The sequence below is a fragment of the Bradyrhizobium sp. BTAi1 genome, assembly GCF_000015165.1.
In the GTDB taxonomy this organism is placed as follows: Bacteria; Pseudomonadota; Alphaproteobacteria; order Rhizobiales; family Xanthobacteraceae; genus Bradyrhizobium; species Bradyrhizobium denitrificans.
On record NC_009485.1, the window covers coordinates 4,063,869 to 4,084,797 of the forward strand.

At 63.3% G+C, this 20,929-nt stretch carries 25 protein-coding genes and 1 pseudogene; 10 read left to right on the forward strand and 16 right to left on the reverse strand.

Features of this window, described 5'->3' with window-relative positions; translation table 11 throughout:
• Positions 1-29 precede the first annotated feature (29 nt).
• Positions 30-485 (forward strand): DoxX family protein, encoded by a 456-nt coding sequence (locus tag BBTA_RS18160; RefSeq protein WP_012043955.1) that lies wholly within the window; start codon positions 30-32, stop codon positions 483-485.
• 21 nt (positions 486-506) lie between these two features.
• Here BBTA_RS18160 and BBTA_RS18165 read toward each other — a convergent pair whose 3' ends face one another.
• The 4 genes from BBTA_RS18165 to BBTA_RS18180 all read right to left on the reverse strand — a co-directional run bounded on the left by BBTA_RS18165 (position 507) and on the right by BBTA_RS18180 (position 4,649).
• The gene (locus BBTA_RS18165) at positions 507-1,067 is read right to left on the reverse strand and encodes a dihydrofolate reductase family protein (protein ID WP_012043956.1); all 561 of its coding nucleotides are present in this window, start codon (positions 1,065-1,067) and stop codon (positions 507-509) included.
• Positions 1,068-1,086: 19 nt separating this feature from the next.
• A complete protein-coding gene (locus BBTA_RS18170) occupies positions 1,087-2,043 on the reverse strand; it encodes a polysaccharide deacetylase family protein (RefSeq protein WP_063719758.1) in 957 nt (318 codons plus the stop codon).
• Positions 2,044-2,202: 159 nt separating this feature from the next.
• A complete protein-coding gene (locus BBTA_RS18175; protein ID WP_012043958.1) occupies positions 2,203-2,778 on the reverse strand; it encodes a glutathione peroxidase in 576 nt (191 codons plus the stop codon).
• 164 nt (positions 2,779-2,942) lie between these two features.
• Complete coding sequence (locus BBTA_RS18180; RefSeq protein WP_012043959.1) at positions 2,943-4,649, reverse strand: L,D-transpeptidase family protein; 1,707 nt, start codon at positions 4,647-4,649, stop codon at positions 2,943-2,945.
• A 227-nt stretch (positions 4,650-4,876) separates the two neighbouring features.
• On the opposite strand from BBTA_RS18180, the gene BBTA_RS18185 reads away from it, so the two are divergent.
• The gene (locus tag BBTA_RS18185; protein WP_012043960.1) at positions 4,877-5,428 is read left to right on the forward strand and encodes a CreA family protein; all 552 of its coding nucleotides are present in this window, start codon (positions 4,877-4,879) and stop codon (positions 5,426-5,428) included.
• Positions 5,429-5,756: 328 nt separating this feature from the next.
• Positions 5,757-6,146 (forward strand): hypothetical protein, encoded by a 390-nt coding sequence (locus tag BBTA_RS18190; RefSeq protein ID WP_041751501.1) that lies wholly within the window; start codon positions 5,757-5,759, stop codon positions 6,144-6,146.
• Positions 6,147-6,399: 253 nt separating this feature from the next.
• On the opposite strand, the gene BBTA_RS18195 is transcribed toward BBTA_RS18190, so the two are convergent.
• The 4 genes from BBTA_RS18195 to BBTA_RS40780 form a co-directional block, all read right to left on the reverse strand.
• Positions 6,400-8,121 (reverse strand): type I secretion system permease/ATPase, encoded by a 1,722-nt coding sequence (locus BBTA_RS18195; protein WP_012043961.1) that lies wholly within the window; start codon positions 8,119-8,121, stop codon positions 6,400-6,402.
• Between the two features lie 239 nt (positions 8,122-8,360).
• Complete coding sequence (locus tag BBTA_RS18200) at positions 8,361-9,704, reverse strand: HlyD family type I secretion periplasmic adaptor subunit (protein ID WP_012043962.1); 1,344 nt, start codon at positions 9,702-9,704, stop codon at positions 8,361-8,363.
• A gap of 109 nt (positions 9,705-9,813) precedes the next feature.
• Entirely contained in the window at positions 9,814-10,017 is a 204-nt protein-coding gene (locus BBTA_RS18205) for a DUF6719 family protein (protein WP_012043963.1), read from the reverse strand.
• Between the two features lie 56 nt (positions 10,018-10,073).
• Positions 10,074-10,226: a hypothetical protein gene (locus BBTA_RS40780; RefSeq protein WP_168167902.1), complete on the reverse strand. Its 153-nt coding sequence runs from the start codon at positions 10,224-10,226 to the stop codon at positions 10,074-10,076.
• 148 nt (positions 10,227-10,374) lie between these two features.
• On the opposite strand from BBTA_RS40780, the gene BBTA_RS18210 reads away from it, so the two are divergent.
• The 3 genes from BBTA_RS18210 (at position 10,375) to BBTA_RS18220 (ending at position 12,973) form a co-directional block, all read left to right on the forward strand.
• Positions 10,375-11,655 carry an ArgE/DapE family deacylase gene (locus tag BBTA_RS18210; protein ID WP_012043965.1) on the forward strand — a complete coding sequence of 427 codons (1,281 nt, stop codon included), beginning with the start codon at positions 10,375-10,377 and terminating at the stop codon, positions 11,653-11,655.
• Positions 11,656-11,791: 136 nt separating this feature from the next.
• The gene (locus tag BBTA_RS18215) at positions 11,792-12,193 is read left to right on the forward strand and encodes a PaaI family thioesterase (protein WP_012043966.1); all 402 of its coding nucleotides are present in this window, start codon (positions 11,792-11,794) and stop codon (positions 12,191-12,193) included.
• Between the two features lie 156 nt (positions 12,194-12,349).
• Entirely contained in the window at positions 12,350-12,973 is a 624-nt protein-coding gene (locus BBTA_RS18220) for a GNAT family N-acetyltransferase (RefSeq protein WP_012043967.1), read from the forward strand.
• A gap of 120 nt (positions 12,974-13,093) precedes the next feature.
• Here BBTA_RS18220 and BBTA_RS18225 read toward each other — a convergent pair whose 3' ends face one another.
• From BBTA_RS18225 to BBTA_RS18240, 5 genes and pseudogenes are all read right to left on the reverse strand, one after another.
• On the reverse strand, positions 13,094-13,399 hold the full coding sequence (locus BBTA_RS18225) for a hypothetical protein (protein WP_012043968.1): 306 nt from the start codon (positions 13,397-13,399) through the stop codon (positions 13,094-13,096).
• Positions 13,400-13,476: 77 nt separating this feature from the next.
• Entirely contained in the window at positions 13,477-14,175 is a 699-nt protein-coding gene (locus BBTA_RS18230; protein WP_012043969.1) for a DUF2161 domain-containing phosphodiesterase, read from the reverse strand.
• Between the two features lie 94 nt (positions 14,176-14,269).
• Positions 14,270-14,479, reverse strand: coding sequence for an SDR family oxidoreductase (locus tag BBTA_RS41815; protein WP_371260208.1), 210 nt, complete (start codon positions 14,477-14,479; stop codon positions 14,270-14,272).
• A gap of 81 nt (positions 14,480-14,560) precedes the next feature.
• A pseudogene (locus BBTA_RS18235) lies at positions 14,561-16,159 on the reverse strand (HAMP domain-containing protein); the annotation flags it as partial.
• Between the two features lie 545 nt (positions 16,160-16,704).
• The gene (locus BBTA_RS18240; RefSeq protein ID WP_168167903.1) at positions 16,705-17,241 is read right to left on the reverse strand and encodes a DUF4142 domain-containing protein; all 537 of its coding nucleotides are present in this window, start codon (positions 17,239-17,241) and stop codon (positions 16,705-16,707) included.
• Between the two features lie 95 nt (positions 17,242-17,336).
• Between BBTA_RS18240 and BBTA_RS18245 the strand changes: the two genes are divergently transcribed.
• The gene (locus BBTA_RS18245) at positions 17,337-17,531 is read left to right on the forward strand and encodes a hypothetical protein (RefSeq protein WP_012043972.1); all 195 of its coding nucleotides are present in this window, start codon (positions 17,337-17,339) and stop codon (positions 17,529-17,531) included.
• Positions 17,532-17,551: 20 nt separating this feature from the next.
• On the forward strand, positions 17,552-17,683 hold the full coding sequence (locus tag BBTA_RS41645; RefSeq protein WP_256374713.1) for a hypothetical protein: 132 nt from the start codon (positions 17,552-17,554) through the stop codon (positions 17,681-17,683).
• Between the two features lie 18 nt (positions 17,684-17,701).
• On the opposite strand, the gene BBTA_RS18250 is transcribed toward BBTA_RS41645, so the two are convergent.
• Entirely contained in the window at positions 17,702-18,586 is an 885-nt protein-coding gene (locus BBTA_RS18250) for an SDR family oxidoreductase (protein WP_012043973.1), read from the reverse strand.
• Positions 18,587-18,963: 377 nt separating this feature from the next.
• On the opposite strand from BBTA_RS18250, the gene BBTA_RS41820 reads away from it, so the two are divergent.
• Together BBTA_RS41820 and BBTA_RS18260 are read left to right on the forward strand one after the other, a co-directional pair.
• A complete protein-coding gene (locus BBTA_RS41820; protein ID WP_371260209.1) occupies positions 18,964-19,119 on the forward strand; it encodes a hypothetical protein in 156 nt (51 codons plus the stop codon).
• 270 nt (positions 19,120-19,389) lie between these two features.
• On the forward strand, positions 19,390-19,767 hold the full coding sequence (locus BBTA_RS18260) for a PRC-barrel domain-containing protein (RefSeq protein ID WP_012043975.1): 378 nt from the start codon (positions 19,390-19,392) through the stop codon (positions 19,765-19,767).
• A 249-nt stretch (positions 19,768-20,016) separates the two neighbouring features.
• Here the strand turns inward: BBTA_RS18260 and BBTA_RS18270 are convergent, their stop codons facing one another.
• Positions 20,017-20,292, reverse strand: coding sequence for a hypothetical protein (locus tag BBTA_RS18270; RefSeq protein WP_012043976.1), 276 nt, complete (start codon positions 20,290-20,292; stop codon positions 20,017-20,019).
• A gap of 285 nt (positions 20,293-20,577) precedes the next feature.
• Positions 20,578-20,733 (reverse strand): hypothetical protein, encoded by a 156-nt coding sequence (locus BBTA_RS40790; protein WP_012043977.1) that lies wholly within the window; start codon positions 20,731-20,733, stop codon positions 20,578-20,580.
• Between the last annotated feature and the right edge of the window lie 196 nt (positions 20,734-20,929).

Consider the following 20,929-nt stretch of genomic DNA (forward strand, 5'->3'; position numbering starts at 1 on the left):
TCGGTTGAAGTTGATCCGTGAGGGCGAGAATGCCGGGTTTCATTACGTTCGGGCGCGTTCTGTTTGCCGTGATCTTCATCTACACGGGCGCGACCAAGCTGTTCGGCATTCAAGCGACCGCCGATCTCATTGCCGCCAAGGTCACGATTCCCGCCGTGCTCGCGCCCTATGCGGCGCAGCTGGAAGCGGCCGCGAAGATGCCGATGCCGCAGATCCTGGCGATCGCCGCCGGCGCGTTCGAGGTGCTGGCCGGCGTGATGATCGCGCTCAACATCCTCGGCCGGCTGTTCGCGTTGCTGATGATCGTATTCGTCGGCGCGACGATCTTCTACTTCCACGATTTCTGGAACCAGACCCCGCCCGATAACGCCAAGACACTGATCGACGCGCTGAAGAACCTCTCGATCATCGGCGCGCTGTTCATCATCTTTGGCTACGGCAAGGGACCGAAGGCACCCGAGCAGCGCGCCTATGGCGACATCTAGCCGGATCGTGAGCGGGTTGGCTTAGGCCGCGCGCTTCCAGGCGGTGACGCTGACCTCGTCGGCGGGATCGAGCATCAGCTGGTTGGCCGGGACAAGGCCGTGCGCGGTCAGCACCTGCTGCGGCGAGCGACCGGGAGCGACCGAGGTGAAGCAGGGCGCGCCCTCGGGCAACGAGACATGAGGCGCCAACGAAAGGAAGAACGTGTCGTAACGGTCCATGAACATGTCGAACACGACCGGCCCGCCGATGATGGCGACGGTTCCTGAATCGACGCCAGCGGCTTGGCAGGCAGCCTCGAACGAGGCGCCGGCCGGATTCCAAAGAGTCGAGAGCGGCTTTTCGGGGTCAGGCGCCAGCCCCGCCACCTTGCGGGTCACGACCAGCCGGCGGCGCTTCGGTGAGTTGGGCTGGTCCTCGTAGGAATTGCGCCCATGGACGATCAGATCGGCGCCATCCAGCGCCTGAGAAAAAAACGCGGCGTCGCCGGGAAATTTCAGCGCTGCCGGCATCACATTGTGGGTGTCGGCCAACATTCCGTCGGCCGACACGATCACGTAACCCTCGATTCGAAGCTTGTCCACTGACGAACGTCATCCTGTCTCATTCAGACACTGTCGTCACAACGCTCGACACCGGCCTTTGGCTCACCGTCGGCAGCTTGGCGACCTTCGCGAGCTGCTCGTCATATTGCGGCAGCGACTGCACCGGGGCCTTGGCCCGCATCGCGACGACCTTGTAGCCGCCGGCCTTGAGGCGGCGCAGCAGTTCGGGCAGCGCTTCGGCCGTGTGCTTGTGGAAGTCGTGCATCAGGATGATGCCCTTGCCGAGCTTGTCGAGTTTCTTGAAGGTGACGTCGATCACCGCCTGCGCATTGCGCGCCTTGAAGTCGAACGAGTCGAGGTCGCAGGAGAAGATGCCGATGTTGCGGGTGCCGAGATAGGTCACCATCTCCGGCGGATGCTGCAGCGCCGGGAAGCGGAAGAACGGAGCAGGCGAGTTGCCGCCAAGCGCCCATTTCACGGCGCTGATGCCGAGCTCGATCTCCTCCTTGCGCTGGTCCTCCGTAAGCTTCTTGTTGGTCAGCGCGGCGTGCGACCAAGTGTGCGTGCCCACAGTGTGGCCGGCGTTGTAGACCTGCTTCAGTATCTCCGGATAGTAGGTCGCGTGCTTGCCGATGATGAAGAAGATGCCCGTCGTGCACTGGTCGGCGAGCGCCTTGAGCACGCCGGGGGTGTTCTCCGGCCACGGGCCGTCGTCGAAGGTCAGCACGACCTCGTGATCCTTGAGGAAGTCGAGATCCTTGAAGTGCTCGAAGCCGAATCCGGGACCGCCTGTGGTGTCGATCTCGACGGTGCGGCCGACGCCGAGCGCCTCAGGGTTCATGCAGGGCGCCCGTGGCGGTTGGCTCTGTGGGGCCGGCGTTGCGGCCGCTGGCAGCGGAGCCGCAGCCGGGGTGGGGGCCGCCGCCGTGCGCTGGGCCTGCGACCACGCGGCGCCAGACGTCAACAACGATGCCGCCAAAGAACTCGCGAACACCAATCCAGCCGCAATCCGCATCGTGCTTCCTCGGGTTGTTGCAAGGCGAGCGCCGTAATCCAGAGTCGCTCCGCCATCCGGCTCGGGATACTAGCCCAGTCACCGGATGGTCGCCAAAAGGAAACACGGCAAAGTCACGCTGAGATTGCCGATTTCCGCCGCATTGTTGCCGAGTGTTGCTCAGCCGTCCGCGAGGTTGCGGGCGATGGCCGTCTTCACCCGGGTATCCGTCGGCTCGACCGAGGATGCGAACACGTCGGCAATGTAGCCGTCGCGGCCGATCAGATATTTGTGAAAGTTCCAGCGCGGGGTGTCCTTCGGCCGCGCCTCGGCCGCCCAGCGGTAGAAGGGATGGGCGTTGGATCCGGTGACAACCGCCTTTGCGGTCATCGGAAAGGTGACGCCAAACTGCTTGTTGGCGAGCTCGGCAATGTCGCCGGCCACTCCCGGCTCCTGATTGAAGTCGTTCGACGGCACGGCAATGATCGACAAGCCGCGCTCGTGGAACTCGCTCCACAGCTGCTGCAGGCCGGTGTATTGCGGGGTATAGCCGCATTGCGAGGCCGTATTCACGACCAGGACCGGCTTGCCCGTGAACTCGGCCAGGCGAATCGGGTCACCCGACAGCGCCGGGAACGAGAAGCGATAGGCTGTGGTCTTGCTCACCGCATTCTCGGCGCGGGCTGCCGGCGAAATGAACGCTGAGCCGGCCATGGACGCGCCGATGCCGAAGAGAACCGTCCTGCGATCGATCATGAGAACCTCCTGAGCGGAACCAGCCTCGCCGGCCGCGAGCGACTTGGCCGCGACGGGACCGTACCATGAACGGTCCCGCGACGGCTTTGGATCAGGTCGCGTCCGGCAAGGGATACCTCGGTGGTACGAGTCGCCTTGGGCGGAAACAAGGACCCATTCCGCCGTCACCGCAGCGAAAGGATGAACTCCGTGCCTTCGCCAGTTTCGCCCTGGTTGAGGCCCTGATCGGAGACGATCAACGAACTTCCGCTCGACAAGGCCTCGCCCAGCCAGGCCAGGACGTCTGCTGGAATCGTGATGCGATCGAGCGCCTCGGCGGCGCTGCTGAGCTGAACGACCGGCTTTGCATCAGCCTGCTCGACAGATTTCTTGCCGCGGCGGACCACACCGTCATTGGCCGCGACGCTCCGCGTCGAACCGGGAAGCGAGACGACCGTCCAATGCATCGTCGCCGGATCGGCCTTGTCTGCGGTCGCGGTGAAGACATGGGTGCCAAGCGGCTTGTCGCCCGGCGCGATGCTGATCGGCGTGTTGAACACCGGCGCAAAGTTCTGCCGAACGTACAGCTTGGAGTCCTTGCGGCTGATGAAGATCGCCACCTGGCTGTTGCGCTTCAACTCGGGCTTCGGAGCGATGGGCTTGTCCGGGCCCGCAAGACGCGACTGATCCTTTTCGAGAGTCTTGGGATCAACAGGGCTTTCCGGCGCCGTCGCTGCCGTGCCCGGGCGAATGGCGGGCTGATCCGTGATCTTGGTATCCGCGGGCTTTGCCTCTGTCGGCTTCACATCGGTCGAGCCAGTGGCTTCGAGCGCGGGCGATGTCGCCGTCGCCTTCTCCGGTGGAGTGGCGTCCGCAGTGCTGCTGGGGAGGCTCGCCGGCGACCGCGTGGCATCCGTCGCGGTGGACGTCGCGTCGTCCTTTTGCGCAGCCTTGGCATTGGGCTCCACGAGGCTGGACTTCAGATCGGCGGCGCCGCCCACCACTTCCGCGGCGTCCGGGCGAGCAGCGTCCGGGCTTGGCGACGCATCGGAGGCCGTTGCGGCAAGACCATTCGCATTGCTGGCGTCGGCTGTCCGCAGAGGGCGCGACAGCGCCGTGGCTTCAGCCGAAGGAGTCGCCTCGGCGTGGCCGATGGTGGCCCGCAGATCCGTGGTCGCAACCGTAATCGGGGCTGCCAGAGCTGCGCCCTTGTCCGACTTGGTCGCTGCCGGAGTGGTGGCGTCGGGCTGGATCGACGCGCTCGGTTGCGGCGCCTTCAGCGCCGCGAGCAGGGGATGGGCGAAGCTGGCCGGGGCGACTTCGCCAGGGGTGACCAGAACGCGCGATCCCATTCGCGTCCACCCATAGATGCGCGTCGCGAAGCTCGCGGGCATGCGGATGCAGCCGTGCGATGCCGGATAGCCAGGCAGCACGCCGGCGTGGAGCGCCACGCCCGACCAGGTGATGCGCTGCATGAACGGCATCGGTGCGCCGCTATAGATGTTCGAGCGATGAAATTTCTGCTTCTGGATGACACTGAACACGCCCATCGGCGTGGAATGCCCCTTCATGCCGGTCGAAACAGGCGCTTCGGCGAACAGGCCGTTCGCGTCGTAGACCTTGAGGCGCTGCTTGTCGATGGACACCGCCACGGTCACGGGCCCTTGCGGTTTGGCCGCTTCCTTCTCGAGCTTGACAGTTTTCTGAATCGGGCGCGCCTTCGGCTTGCGCGTCACGACATAGGGCTCGGCCGGATAGATGGTTTGCTGCGGATCATTCCATTCGGAGTAGGGCGCAGCTCCAGCCTGTGACGTCGCTGCTACGATAAGCGGTACTGAAACGATTGCTGCACAATAAAACCGCCCCCTGGCGGCTGCACGAACGCAGAGCATTCCGGCAAGTCCTCAAGAACCATCTGGCCTTTAGTGTCGCAGACGGAGTCTGCGTTCACCAGCTTGGGGCTTCTGCCCTGCGTGTTTTCGTTCCGATCGTAGCAGAAAAGCCTCACATCCCGTTAAACGAGTATCGGATGTGACGGGACGGGAATGCCTTCCTTGCAGGCATTTGTGTCCCTACATGGGCGGTATGCCGAGCCATCGGCGGTATAACGGAGACCGACATGTCGTTCAGAGCCACCAGCCAGTTTGACCTGTGGCTGAAAACCTTAGCTTTCCTGCTGCTTATCGGGCTGTCCTCGCCTGTGGTGTCAGCGTACGCCGCCGACGAGCCGGATCTGATCTTCCGTCGGTCGACTGTGTTCAAATTGCTCAGCCCGAATGACAAGCTTGCGACCTATGGCGTTGACGATCCTGAGGTCGAGGGCGTCGCCTGCCATTTCACCGTGCCCCAGAAGGGGGGATATGCCGGCTGGCTCGGTCTTGCGGAGGAGGTGTCCGACATTTCGCTCGCATGCCGGCAAATCGGGCCGATCCGCTTCAAGCGCAAGCTCGAACAGGCCGACGACATGTTTCGGCAGCGGAGGTCGCTGTTCTTCAAGAAGATGCAGATCGTGCGCGGCTGCGACGCCAAGCGCAACGTTCTCGTCTACATGGTCTATTCGGACAAATTGATCGAAGGCTCGCCGAAGAACTCGACCTCGTCGGTGCCGGTCATGCCCTGGGGCAAGGCGATTGATGGCGATGTGCAGAAATGCGGAGACTTCATTCAATAAGGATGAACGATCGGAAGAGGCGGACTGTCCATGGGCTTGCCGCGCCGCTTGCGCGGCTGGCTCCTGGCAGACAGGGGGAACGAATCGGAGTTGCGTTGAGCTGTTGCGCTGAGATGACGTGAGGAACGCCTCCTTTTGCTTGAAGGAAATGCGCCATTCTTTCGGTAGTTGTGTTTGATGTCGTCCCGGAAGGCGCACGAAACAATTGGCCGCGCGACGAAACCATTTTCCCCTTGTGGCGCAAACGGACTGAAACCTGGCGACCTTATCAAGCACGGTCAGGCGACGAAGCCACTCCGAACTTCCTTCCAGCCATGCCGTGGATGCGATGACGAGACCTCGAGACCAGCGATGGGCGACGCTTCGTCAGAGTCTCGCGACCGTTGCCGTTCTTGTCGGCCTCGGCGCGTCCGCCGCCGATGCTCGGCCCACGGCCCCATTGCCCGATCTGCGCAGCGACTTCGTTCGCCAATGTGCGCCGCACATGGTCGGACGATGGGCGCATCCTGAAGCCGTGTGCTCGTGCCTGCATGACCATGCGGTCGTCATGGTCGAGGATGCCGACCTTCGCGAGGCGCTGCTGCGCGGAATCAGCGAGAACGGTGTCCCGACGATCGAGACGCAATGGGTGCCGCCAAGCAAGCTGGCGGAGATCGGCCCAACCTTTTCCAAGATCGCCAAGCCGACATTGCAGTGCATGTTCGCTCCCGCCGATTGATGCGGGGAAGCTGAACCTCGCGCGGCGCGGCTTGGTTCGAGAGCGCATTCCGACCAACTCTTTAGCGAGGGCTGCTGCCTGATCCGGACATGCTGCGGAAGCGCCGCGGTGTCCGGCTGCACCGGTTGCGGCATTTCGGAGCAGGGCGTCGCCGTTCGCAGCGCTGTGGACGCTGCAGGAACTGCCGAGCGCAATGTTGCTGGATCATGGCGGTCGGCTTGGGCTGCATCGGATCGGCTGACGATGTTCATGTTTAGGCAGCGGTGGCGGCCGCACGATCGTGGGCGACGACGACGCGCTGACCGCGCATCCGGGCGATCACCTCGTCGCGCTCCCCGAAGGCCAGCGACTTGCCGAACGACATCACCATGATGCGATCGACATGCGCGAGAAGCTGCGGGCGATGCGTGACGACGATGACGGTCCGGCCGGCGGCCTTTGCCTGGGCCATAGCATGGGCCAGCGCCCGCTCGCCGTCCTCGTCGAGGTTGGAGTTCGGCTCGTCCAGGATCAGCAGGCGTGGATCGCCATACAGGGCGCGGGCCAGACCGACACGCTGGCGCATGCCGCCTGAGAGCGCGACGCCACCCTCGCCGATGGGCGTGTCATAGCCATTGGGCAGACGCAGGATCACCTCATGCGCGCCAGCAGCCTTGGCCGCCGCGACCACAGCGGCTTCGTCGACCTTGGCCAGCCGCGCGATGTTGTCCGCGACCGTGCCCGAGAACAGCTCGATGTCCTGCGGCAGATAGCCGATATGCTTGCCGAGCCGATTCTGATCCCACTGGCTGTAGGCTGCGCCATCGATGCGGATCACACCTTCGCGCAGCGGCCAGACGCCAGCCATCGCACGCGCCATGCTGGACTTGCCGCTGGCGGAGGCGCCGACAATCGCGAGGCTCTCGCCGGCCTTGAGCGAGAAGCTGACCCCCTTGACCGACGGGCGGCCTGCCGCCGGCGGCCAGACCACGGCATTTTCGACGTCGATATCGCCGCGCGGCGCAGGGAGCGCGGTCGGCGCAGCGGTGACCGGAAGCGCCTGGAACAGCTCTTCGAGTCGGCGATAGGCGGAGCGGAAGGCGATGATCCGCTTCCACTGGCCGACGACCTGTTCAACCGGCGCCAGCGCGCGGCCCATGATGATCGATGTCGCCATCATGGCGCCGGGAGAGATCTGCTGCTCGATCGCGAGCCAGGCGCCGATGCAGAGCAGCGACGTCTGCACGGCCATGCGGGCGAATTTGGTGATCGAGTGCATCGCGGCGCCGCGCTCGACCAGCGTGCTGTGGGCATCGACCATGGCCGACTGCCGGCAGCTCCAGCGATCCATGACGATGTCGCCCATGCCGAGGCCGCGCACGACCTCGCCATTGCGCAGTGCCGCTGCCACGAAGCGCGAGGCCTCGTTGGCCAGCGCGTTGGTGCGCTCAACGCTGGAGCGCGTGTAAAACTCGGTCAACAGCGCCAGCGAGAACAAGACGACCGCTCCCAACAGCGAGAGAATGCCGAGATAGGCGTGCTGCAGGAAACACAGCGCCACGAACACCGGTGTCCAGGGCAGGTCGCAGGCGATAGCCGCGGTGCCGCTCGAGATGCAGTCGCGGATGGTCTCGGCGTCGCGGATGATCTGCTGTCCAAAGCGATGCCGCGGTGACAGCTCAGCCTTCATCATCGTTTCGAACAGAGGGTGGCGCAGGGTGCCTTCGAACTGGACGCCGGCGCGCGCCAGCACCCCGGAGCGGGCAAATTCGAGGATGCCGTACAACACCAGGAAAACGCCGACGATCAGGGTCAGCATCACCAGCGTGCCAAGATTGCGGCTGGTGAGCACGCGGTCATACACCTGCATCGAATAGAGCGGCGAAGCCAGCATGCTCGCATTGATGAAGAGGCTGAGAACGAAGGTCGCGGTGAGCGCGGGAAAGCAGGCCCGCAGTGCGGTTCCGAGCGGGCTGCGGGCGGTGGTCGTCGTCATGACTGGTCCCTTTGCGATTGGCAGGAGGAGCTTCGTCCAAGCGGAGCTCTGCCACCGTGACCGACCTCACACAGGCGCGACCCGCGTCCTTCGTTCAAAGCCGAACCGTCACCTTCGCCTTCGCTGTCACCGTGCTGCAGTCTGCCATCGGGCGGCGCGCTCACCGAAGTTTCTAGGTCCGCATGGTCTGCGTCCCACGCGGGCGCCGATGCGCCCGCTCTCAGTCTGTGTCCGGCACCTCATTTCTCCCGGAAGGTCTTGGCCAGGGTGTTGAGCAGGGGGCCGACGAGATATTCGAGCACGGTGCGTTCACCCGTGGAGATGATCACGTCGGCCTGCATGCCCGGCATGATCTTGCTGGCGATCTCCGGCGGAAGGGTCGAATAGTCGATCACGACCCGTGCGGAGTAATAGCTCTGCTTGGTCGCCTCGTCGGATATTGCGTCAGCCGAAACGCTCTGGACCTTGCCGAAGATCGTCGGCGTCGTGCGTGAGGAGAAGTTCGGGAAGCGGACTTCAGCCTTCTGTCCGACCGCGACGCTCTCGATATCGCGCGGCGAGACATGCGCCATCACGTCGACGCCTTCGCCGATCGGCACGATCTCTGCCAGCGTATCGCCCGGCTTCACCACGGCGCCAACCGTGTGAACCTTCATGTTCATGACGATACCGTCGCGCTCGGCGCGGATGTCGACACGGCGCAGCACGTCCTCGGCAATGACGAGCTTCTCGCGCAGATCCGACAATTTGGCTCGGGTGCCGTCGAGCTGCTGGCCGACCTCCGTCTGGTATTTCTGCAGCGCCTGATCGATCTGCAGGCGCGTTTGCGCCGCCGTCTGCGTCAGCCGTGCCACGTCGGCCTGGGCCTGGCCGAGATCACCCTCGACACGGGCGCGGTCGCGCTCCAGCTCCAGGAACTTGTTGCGGGGATAATAGCCCTGCGCGACGGCAGGCCTGACATTGTTCATCTGCGTATCGAAGCTCGCCAGTTGCGCCCCCAGCGCGGCGCGCTGCCTGTCGCGGCCGGCGAGCTCCTGCTGCTGCTGGACGATCTGCGAGTTCAGGATGTTGATCTGGCTGATCAGGCCATTGCGGCGCTCGATGAACAGCCGCTGCTGATCGGCGATGGCGAGCGCTGCTTCCGGAACGTTTTGCCGATTGAGCAGACTGTCCGGGAAGGTGATCATCCGTGCATTGCCGCGCTCGGCGAGCAGGCGCGCTTCCTCGGCGAGTGCGGCGTCCATCTGCTTGCGCAGGAGATCGGTGTTGGCCTGCGCCTCGGTCGGCTGCAGCCGGAACAGCAGGTCGCCGCGGCGCACCTCGCGGGTTTCTTTGGCCAGGATCTCCCTGACGATGCCACCTTCGCGGTGCTGGACCACCTTGTGATCGCCGGAGACGGACACCGTGCCCGGCGCAATTGCCGCGCGGTCGAGCGGCGCATAGGCCGACCACACACCAAATCCGCCAAATACGAGCGCGATCGAGATGTAGCCGAGCAGGGCGTAACGGCCAAAATCGGCTTTGACCGGCTGCGGCCGGCCGGGCAGTTCAAAGCTGTTGTCCTGCACCAGTGCCATCGACATGAGTGTCCCCCGTGGTCTTCACCGGAGGGCAGCATCTACGGTCGGCGGTTCGGGAACTGTGCGGCATGTCACACCGTACGGCAGACATCACCAGGTCGCCTCCACCCCGCTACTTCTTCGGCCCGAAGCGGGGAACGCATGTGACGGTCCGGACGATGCCGTTCTCGCTCATGGTGGCTCCGACGACCTGCTTCACCTGGCCGGCAGGGCAGGTGCCATCGTCGACCAGCACGCGCTGGCCCAGCCTGAGATCGGTGATGTCCTGCTCGCTCCCGACATATTGTGCGTGCGCTGGTGCGAGCAGAAGAAGCATCAGCCCGAATGCGCCGAGGGACCGCGATGCCGTGAGCGAGGGACGGAGAGGACGCATCATTTGCCTTCGATCTTCAGGCCGTTCGGTCCAAGATTGATCTGGACGCCGTTCGGCTGCCTTTTGGCTTGGTAGAAGTTGTAACCGAGCACGATCACCGCCGCGGTGAGAATGCCGAGCAGAAAATACAGGATGTTGCGGTGATCCGACATGGCAAAATTCCAAAGTATGTCATTGCGGTCGTTCGTATGCGTCAATGTACGAGGAGGCTTGCGATTCTGAAAGCAACGGCATTTCCACTGCAACTCCGCATCGGATTGTGATTTGCTGCTGTGGTCAGTCATCGGAACCTGAACACGCATGCTCACGCCCGACATCACGCAACGAATCGTCGACGCCGTCGACGACGCTTTCGACCATCAGCTCGCGACCACGAGCGATTTCGTCGCCATTCCCTCCACTCGCGGCGCCGAAGGGCCCTGCCAGGACATGTTCGGCGATCTCCTGCGCATGCGCGGCTACGAGGTCGACGATTGGCACATCGAGCTCGATGCGCTCAAGGACATGCGCGGTTACGGTCCGATCGAGCATGACTTCTCGAAGGCGCGCAGCGTGGTCGGAACGTATCGGCCGGCGACCACGGCGGGCCGCTCGCTCATCCTGCAGGGCCATTGCGACGTGGTGCCGGCGGGGCCGCTCGAGATGTGGGAGACGCCGCCGTTCTCGCCGGTCATCCGCGACGGGCGGATGTATGGCCGCGGCGCCTGCGACATGAAGTCCGGCACGATCGGTGCGTTGTATGCGCTGGATGCCATCAAGGCTGCGGGGTTCAAGCCGACGGCCCGCATTCACGTCCAGTCCGTCATCGAGGAGGAGAGCACCGGCGTCGGCGCGCTGTCCACTCTGCAGCGCGGCTATCGCGCCGATGCCTGCTTCATACCCGAGCCGACCAGCGAAAAGATGGTGCGTTCGCAGGTCGGCGTGATCTGGTTCCGTTTGAAGGTGCGCGGCTTTCCCGCCCATGTGTTCGAGGCCGGGATCGGCGCCAATGCGATCCAGGCGAGCTATCATCTGATCCACGCGCTGGAGAAGCTCGAGGCCGAGTGGAACGAGCGGGCCAAGAGCGATCGTCATTTCAAGACGCTCAATCATCCCATCAACTTCAATCCCGGGATCATCAGGGGCGGCGATTGGGCGTCGAGCGTGCCGGCGTGGTGCGATGTGGATTGTCGGATCGCGGTGCTCCCGGGCTGGTCGATCAAGGACTGTCAGAACGAGATCCTCGCTTGCGTCGCGGCTGCCTCGCGCGATCACCGTTTCCTGTCCAACAACCCGCCGGTCGTGGAATGGTCGGGCTTCCTGTCCGAAGGCTACGAACTCACGGATTCGGCCGAGCCGGAGGCGGCGTTCGGACGGGCTTTCAACGCGGTCTATGGCGGGGAGGTCCAGGATCTCGTCTTCACCGCGCTCACCGACACCCGCTTTTACGGGCTGAACTACAACATCCCGAGTCTGTGTTTCGGCGCCGCTGGCGCTGCGATGCATGGCTTCAACGAATATGTCGATCTTGCTTCGCTGCGCCAGGCGACCAAGACCATGGCATTGTTCGTCGCCGACTGGTGCGGAGTGGAGCCGAGCTGAACTGAGCGGGATCACGACGACGCGCAATGACCTCGCAGGTCATTGCGCGCGAGTCACTGCATGGCGCATTCACTTGGTGCATTCGTCGGCGGCTCTGACGGAGGCAGACCCGTGGTCCGATCAGGAGGAGAACGGCATGACACCGCTGGACAAGATCAATGCGCTGAAGATGCCGTTCGCGGAACTGAAGGGTGTCACGTTCACCGAAGCCGGCGCGGATCGGGTGGTGGCGACGATGCGGGTCAGGGCCGATCTGTGTACGTTGCATCATACCGTTCACGGCGGCGCCGTCATGGCGCTGGCCGATTCGGTGGGGGCAGCCGCCACTGTCATCAACCTTCCCGACGGTGCCAAAGGCACCACGACGATCGAGAGCAAAACCAATTTCATCGGCGGCGCCAAGGAGGGGACGGTCATCACGGCGATTGCGACCCCGGTGCATCGCGGGCGCCGCACCCAGGTATGGCAAACCCGGATCGAGACCGCCGAAGGCCGGCTGGTGGCGGTCGTCACCCAGACCCAGCTCGTGCTCGATTGATTCGTACACAAACGAGTTGTTAACTCACGCGGTGCGCGCATGGCCGCATGTTCCCTCCGTAGAGCACGGGGCTTGCAATGAATGTTGCGATGCACAATATAGCCGCTGTCTAGGGAAGACGCTTGTGCACGAGGGCTTCGAAGAGGAGTCTTGGCAGTGTCACAGTTAGATAGTTTTCGTCCGCGGCCGGGCTTCGGCTATGTGCGGACGCTCAGCCAGCACGAGGAACTGCCGCTGCTGCGCGATCATCTGTTGCGGCTCGATCCTGAGAGCCGGCACGATCGATTCAACGGCTTCCTCGATGACAGTTTCATCGAACGCTATGCGGCCCGCTGTGCGGCTGACGGCACGATCGTTGTCGCCTATATGGAAAACGGCATGGTCCGCGGTGCGGCCGAGCTGCATCCGCCGGAGCAGTCGGAAGACGGGCTCCCGGAGATTGCGTTCAGCGTGGAATCCTGCGTGCGCCGTCGCGGCGTTGGCAGCCTGCTGTTTCAGCGCGTGATCTCGGAGGCGCGCTGGAAGGGCTACCGCCAGCTGCGGGTCACGACCGGAGCGCAGAACCACGCGATGCGGGCCTTGGCGGCCAAGTTCGGCGCCCACCTGGCGTTCCGCCATGGGGAGTCGACGGGCACGATCGATCTGGAGCAGCAGCCGCAGGACGAATTGACGAAGCTCGTGATCGAGGCGCCGATCGCAGCGGCACGTGCCTTCTTCAACCTCAACCGCGCCTGCTGGAAGCTGGTCACGCGCATGTATGGCGACCAGCGCGCGGCTTGAACTCACAAGCTCGTCCAACGACAAGAGCGCAACGGCGGTGCCGCTGCGCTCTTGTCGTTTGAGAGGGGTCTTTTGGCAACCCGCCTGTCGCGCGCTCGCGCGGGCGACAGAGTCGTCCGATCAGGTGCCGGTGCGCTTGTCGAAGTTGAAACGGCGCACGGTGCGGCGTTCCACCACGACGGCGCGCTGCTGGGTGCCTTGGTCGGCGGTAATCACGCGTGTATTGGTCCGCGCAGCAACCCGACTGGCTTTCTTCACCTCAGGCAGGACCTGCTCGAGCGGGAGTCCCATCAGCGCTGATGCGATCTCGGCCTGGGCCTGGACATCATCCGTGATGCCGGACGCAGCGAAGATCGCCTCCTCCAAGGTCGGAGGATCACGCCTGACGCGACGCGGACCGTACTTGGTGTTCCAATCTTCGCTCATGGGGGCCTCGTGAATCGTCCGGGATACCTAGAAGCAGCTTTGTTGCATTGCAATATGAAATCTGCACGGCAGCCCAGTTATGCGTTCACCATGTCGCGATCGGGCAACGCGGCCTCCGTGATGTGGATATTCTGGGGCCAGCGGCGCAAGGCTGCATGCCCGGCTGGCGTCAGAGCGTAGACCCCGCGCTCGGCGCGGTTGAACCAGCCATAGACGTTACGCTGCAGGATCTTCGGTGCGTCTGGGATGTCGGCACGAAGCTCTCGCACACGCTTCGGGCCGCCCGACAGTGCGGAGGCGCAGGCCAGCGCCTGCTGGCGATAGGCGGTCATCACCGGTGCGCGGGTCGAGCCGCCGGCCACCGGATCTCCTTTGCGCCGCTGATGCTCGCTCACCAGCCGCGATCTCTTCTTGAGGTTTTTCCGCGGTGCAGTCGTGGGCGGTTGCACCAGCACCTCGACCTGACCGCTGGAGGTTACCGCGAGCATGCCGAAGCCGAGCCGCCGGCAAAGGTTGCGGTAGCGGGCATCGCTTTCGCGGCCTTTGCCTCGCGCCGACAGTCTGGCCGCAACCCAGACCTCATCGCAGGCGCCGGCGCGATCGACGGCCTGCAGCAGCAACTCCAGATTAAAAGACTGCTTCAACTCGCAGATCACCACCAGTGGCGGCTCGTCGCCCTTCAGCGCGACCACGTCACAGCCGCCGATCTCCCCTTTGGCTGTAAAGCCGAGGTTTTCGAGGAACCGTTTCACGGGCAGATACAGCGCGGTTTCCAAGGGAGTATCCCTGCGTGCGACTCAAGGCGCGAGTCTAGCGCGACGAGTCGCGCGATGTCAGCGCCAAGCCAGCGATTGATGGACGGCGCTGCGCCTACATGCGGCCAACCACCGGTATCAGCGCGCCGGTCACGCCGCTCGCGGCGTCGCTTGCAAGAAACAGAATCACTTCCGCGAGTTCCTGCGGCGTCACCCATTTGTCGAAATCGGCCTTCGGCATGCTGGCGCGATTGGCCGGCGTGTCGATGGTCGAAGGCAGCACGGCATTGACGGTGATCCAGGTTCCCGCAACGCCGCGCACCATCGCCTGGCCGCCGAGCTTGCCCTCGGTTCCGACCTCGCGGGCGACGCGCGTGACCTCGCCGGCAAAGGCATTGAGCTGGTCGACCATCGTGTTGATGGTGTCCTTGAGCTCCAGGATCTCGCCGCGTACGTCGACGGTGATCTTCTTCGACAGGTCACCATTGGCGACAGCGGTCGTCACCTCGGCGATGTTGCGCACCTGCGCCGTCAGGTTCGAGGCCATCGAGTTGACGCTCTCGGTCAGATCCTTCCAGGTGCCGGCAACGCCCAGCACATTGGCCTGGCCGCCGAGCCGTCCTTCGGTTCCGACCTCGCGGGCGACGCGCGTGACCTCGCCGGCAAAGGCGTTGAGTTGGTCGACCATGGTGTTCAGCGTCTCCTTCAGCTGAAGGATCTCGCCGGAAACGTTCACGGTGATCTTCTTCGACAGGTCGCCGCTCGCGATGGCTGTCGCCACGTCGGCGATATTTCGGACCTGCGCCGTCAGGTTCGACGCCATGAAGTTGACGTTGTCGGTCAGGTCCTTCCAGGTGCCGGCAACGCCGGGAACCTTGGCTTGGCCGCCGAGCTTGCCTTCGGTGCCGACCTCACGCGCCACGCGCGTCACCTCGGACGCGAAGGCATTGAGCTGGTCGACCATCGTATTGATGGTGTCCTTCAGCTCCAGGATCTCGCCGCGAACGTCGACCGTGATCTTGCGCGAGAGGTCGCCGCGCGCGACCGCCGTGGTCACATTGGCGATGTTGCGGACCTGCGCGGTGAGGTTGCCGCACATCGCGTTGACCGAGTCGGTGAGATCCTTCCAGGTTCCTGCGACGCCGGGGACAATGGCCTGGCCGCCGAGCTTGCCGTCCGTGCCGACTTCGCGCGCGACGCGCGTCACTTCTGAAGCAAACGATCGCAGCTGGTCGACCATCGTGTTGATGGCCTCCTTCAGCTGCAGAATTTCGCCGCGGACATCGACCGTGATCTTCTTTGACAGGTCGCCATTGGCGACCGCGATCGTCACCTCCGCGATATTGCGGACCTGACCGGTCAGGTTGTTGGCCATGGAGTTGACGCTCTCGGTCAAATCCTTCCAGACGCCTGTCACCTCCGGAACCTGCGCCTGACCGCCCAGCTTGCCTTCGGTTCCCACCTCGCGTGCGACGCGCGTCACTTCCGAGGTGAAGACGCTCAGCTGCTTGATCATCGTGTTGACGATGTTGGCCGACTGGAGAAACTCACCGCCGAGCGGCCGGCCGTCGACGTCGAGTTTCACCGTTTGCAGAAGATCGCCTTGGGCCACCGCGGCAACGGCGCGCGTGACCTCGCGGGTCGGCCAAAGAAGGTCATCGATCAAGGTGTTGATGGAGCTTTCCATGTCGGCCCAGGAGCCGCTGGCGATGCCGAACCTCACGCGCTGGCGGGTCTTCCCCTCGCGACCGACAACCTGGCCGACGCGCTCGAGCTGCTGCGCCATCCGCTCATTGGCGGCGATGATCTCGTTGAACGTATCCGCGATCTTGCCGTCGATCCCGAGATAATCGCCGCTCATGCGCACCGAGAAGTCGCCGGAACGCATGGCCTGGAGCGCCCGAAGCAGATCCTGACTTGCATCAGCGCTCTCGGTCCCCTGGCCATTCCGGCCGAAGCCTTGTCGCTGCGGCAACGGATTGTCGGCGCTATCGAGATCGCTCATCAAGTTCCCCCGAGGAAGAAATAACCACTCGCCGTATCCGAGACTCGCATAGTCGCAGAATAGAAGCCGCGGCAACTCGCCAAATCAAGCCAGATACAGATAATCCCTCTGATGGAACCGCACCGATCCGGCACAAGCGGCTCAACTTCTCTCCACGAATAATGTTCCAAACATTTTCTTCCTCCATGTGTAACGGCATTGGCGCTGCTCCACGGGTTTGATTGACGAGGAGGAACTGATGAACAGGCCCCTTGCGATCAGTCTTGTTATGTTCCTGTCACTCGCGTCGACGGCAACAAGCATGGCTCAATCTGGGCAACCCAGCGGACCTGGATCCGTTACCGGAAACCCAGCAGCCGGCTCGGCCAATCCGCGATCCGCGCCACCCATCAGCGCCGGGCAGGGAAGTCGGAGCGGAAGCGGCACTTCGTCGTCCGGTGGCCGCGATGACAACGGCGACCAGGGCCGGGACAAGATGTCGGAGAGCAATTCCCGCGTCAGGTCGCCGGAGCAGCAGAACAAGACCGGCCGTTGACACGATCGGACTATTTCGTCGCAAGAGCCGCCTTCATGTCGGCCAGCTCGTTCTGCAGCAGGCCGAGTTCGGCTGCAACAAAGCGCTGAAGCTCGGCATTATCGGGTGACTGAAGGTACTTCGTCAGGATGGTGATGGTTGATTCATATTCTGCGACTTGCGCGGCGTAGAACTGTCGTACGAAACTGGGGCCGTCGGCCGGGTCGACGCGGGTCAACATGGTCTCGCGGCCGAGCGACTGCTTCGATGCTGGCTCAGCCTTGAGGCCTGTTCGGGTCTGGAGTTCGACCAGGGCGCGGGCTCGCCGCGTGGCGGCATCGGCCCGCATCGCCGCCGCGCTCGTCAAATCGGCGCGGCCGAACGCGGACGTCCGGTCGCTGGCGGATTGCTGAAACGCATCGAATTCGTTCAGCTTCGCGATGACCTGAGCCGCGCCGGGCAAGGGTGATTCCGCGAGCCTTCCCGCTTCGCTCTCGGGTTGAGCAACGCTCGGCGCGACGGATGTCAGCAAAAGCGCACTCGCGAAAAGGGTGACGATGCGAAGCATCCCTCGACAATAACGAAACCGTCTGCAGGTTCCAGGCTGCATTAATATCGCGTAACGCGGTTGCGTGCGTCGGGCAGGCTTCCCAAGTCATCGAAATGAAGCAATCAGACATCTTCAGAGAAAACGCCGACAATTGTCTTCACCTTGCGGAGCGCGCCGAAAGTGATCCGGCATTCCGCCGCTTCACGCGGATGGCTCACGGCTGGCACGCGCTTGCCCACGAGCAGGATTGGCTGGACGGTGAGGTCGCGCCGGTGACCGCCCGCAAGGCCGAGCCGCTCGGCGATTAACCTGCGAAAGGAGACCCGCGATGACCCCACGTACCGTGCTCATAGCGCTCCTGACCGCCTTCAGCTTGGCCTCGGCGGTCGCCGCATTCACGACGATCCGCCAGGTTCATACCGAAGCGTATTCGCTTCCGCAGCCGGTCACCCATATCTGATCTGATAAGGTCGCCGTGTCAGGGTTGGCCGGATCCGCCGGATGCGCCGTAGACCTGACCATTCGCATAGCTCGCGTCGGCTGCGGCGAGCTGAACGTAGATCGAGGCCAGCTCGGCCGGCTGGCCCGGGCGCCCGAGCGGCGTGTGGCCGCCGAACTTCTCCAGCTTCTCCATCGTTGCTCCGCCCGAGACCTGCAGCGGCGTCCAAATCGGCCCGGGGGCGACGGCATTGACGCGAATCCCCTTCGGTCCAAGCTGCTTGGCCAGTGATTTTACGTAGTTCATGGTCGCAGCCTTGGTCTGGGCGTAGTCATAGAGATCTGGCGATGGGTCATAGGCCTGCTCGGACGAGGTGCCGATGATCGCAGAGCCTGGCTTCAGGTGAGGGAGAGCGGCCTTGATGATCCAGAAGGGTGCATAGATATTCGTCTTCATCGTCGCGTCGAAATCCTCCGACGAGACGTCGAGGATCGACTGACGTGCCTGCTGCCGCGCGGCGTTGCTGACGATGATGTCCAGCCCGCCGAGCGCTTCGACAGCCTGCTGCACCAGCTGCTGGCAGAACCGTTCGTCGCGCAGATCACCAGGGAGCGCCGTGATGAGCCCGATCACCTCCTGCGCATCGGCCTCCTCGGTCGGATAATAGTTGATGGCGACATCGGCCCCTTCGCGCGCATAGGCGATCGCCGCCGCCCGGCCCATCCCCGAGTCGCCGCCGGTGATCAGGGCCTTGCGGCCGGCAAGGCGCTCGGAGCCCTTGTAGCTGGTCTCGCCGTGATCAGGTCGCGGCGACATCTTGCTGGCAAGACCCGGCCAGGGCTGCGACTGCCGTTCGAATGGCGGCCTGGGATAGTTGTTCGTCGGATCGATAAGCCGTTGAGGGGCTCGGGAGTCGCCCGCCATCCCGTCTCGTTCTGTCGCTGCTGCTGAGGTCAAAGAAGCAGCTGCGAGCGTTGCCGTGCACCCAGCCATCCGGCGTCGGGATATCGAAGATCTGTGCTCATCGGCCATGCGCTAGCTCCTCATGATGGTGCTCACCAACCAGTTCTGCCGACGAACGTTTCGACCCGGTATTGGAAATTTGGCATGCGTGATCGTGGATGAGGTGAGGCCAATTGGCGCGATGCGGATCAAGCAGGGAACGAATGCCGGCTGGGCGCGTCGTGTCAGATCACGGCTGGATACACATCGGGCGAGGGCACGAAGCTGAACATGGGCAATGAGATGCCAAATTTGAACTGACAAACAACGAGTGGGTCGCGGCAGAACGCGACGTCGAACTGCCGGGCGACGTCGAGGCGATGGATTCGGCGGACGTCGTCTCGCGTCAACTGATCGCCGTTTATCCCGAACTCCGCAGCCAGAATTACGCGCGGCTGGTTACCAACGAGGAGGGAGACGAGATCTGTCGTGTCCCGCTCGCCTTGCTTCACTAAGCGAACCAAAAGGAGACACGCAGATGACCCGAGATAGCCAGGGGATCGTGATAACCGAACGCGGCGAGGAGCAACCGGCCGACAAGGAGCGGGCTCAGGCAGCTCACCAGACAACATCGCCCCAATCTCCCTCACATGAGGCGACGCGTCATCCAGAGCGCAAGGACGATACGACAGCTTGACGTAAAGAGCTGCTTGAAAACGGCTGGAACCTCGCCCCGCAGGGGGCACGTTACAGGTCTTCGAAGTTCTTAAGAACGGAGGTTAAGGATGACGCTCGACACGTCCATGTTGGACCAGCGCGAATATGGCAATCTGATCGGGAGTGACAAGGTCGAAGGCACCGCCGTCTATGGCGCTGATGACAGCAAGATTGGCACGATCGAACGCGTGATGATCGACAAGCTGAGCGGCCGGGTGTCGTATGTTGTGTTGGCTTTTGGCGGCCTTCTCGGCTTGGGCAACGACCATTATCCGCTACCCTGGCAATCGCTGAAGTATGACACCCGTCTTGGCGGCTATGTGACGGGCGTGACCGAGGAGCAGCTTCGTGGTGCGCCGAAATATTCCGACGAGCGCGAATGGGACTGGGGCGACCTCGCGACAGGTCGCAAGGTGGACGATTATTACGGGATCAAACTCGCTTAGGTGATGTGCGCGGCGTCATCGCCCGGGAACGAAGCGTCGGGCAGTTCACTACGCTGCGCATGCGCCGCGGCATCTGCCAGCCGCACCAGCGGTTCGACAGGAGTCGGCTGATGGACAACGCTGCGCCATCTGCGCTGGCGCTGCTCGGCCTGCTCACGGTCCCGGTGGTGCTGGGTCCGAAGTCGATCCAGCTCCGTGCACCCCAGCGCGGACATGAGGTGCCCCGGGAAACGTCCGAGACAGCCGGCCTCAGGCGGCCGGCGACGATTGTAGACCGCTCTCGGGCGCCGCGCCCACGAGGCTCCGCTTGCTCGACAGCCAGACCGGAATCTCGCGATAGCAGGTGCCCTTCTCGTTCATCTCGGCGACGGTCCAGCGGCTCGGGTGCCGCTCCTTGCCGACGAAGACCCAATCATCCGCCGATGGCGGCGGCTCATTAGGCCGGGTTCTCAGCCAGGCCGAACGGGCTCCCTTGGGCAGGCGGTCCTGCTTCATCTGATAGAGATCATAGACTGGCGAACGCATGACGCTACTCGTCCTCAAGCAACCGACTCACCTGCTGAGCGTGTCGAGCGGTCGCGGCGAAATTGTGGGAGCGTTGCGACCACCTTGTGCAAAACTCGCATGGTAAAAAAACGCGCACGCGCTGGTGGTCTGGTCCACGCCGCCGCCGTACCACATCATGGCAGATCGATTTGAAACAAAGACGACGCGCGGGGTGGTTGAACAGCCCCGCGAGCCGAATTCTGCAAACTAAGATGGTATCGCGCAATGAATGACCCGCCGGGATCCCCAGCGGGGGAGCTTGCATCAGAAGAAAGCGTAGCTGAGATCGAGTCCGTAGGTGGCGTGGAGAATGAAGCCAAATGCAGTGGCGCCGCATAGCATCAGGATGGTCCGCAGCTTCTCGGAGTCGATGCGGGTCTCTTCGAGATGGGTCGGGAGAGCCTTGGTCAGTGTTGTCATTGTGGACCTCTGTACGCGAAACGAAGACTGAGATTGAGGCACGAAAAGAATATACGGAGATGATTAGAAGCCCTTTCGGGGCGGGTTCATGTTGAACCCCAGAAGAGCTCTAATTGTGAAAGTGGAACCCAGCATCGTGCAGAATTTGGGGCAAAGTTGCGGAAAGTAAATGATCCGCAAACTAAATCTCAGGTTG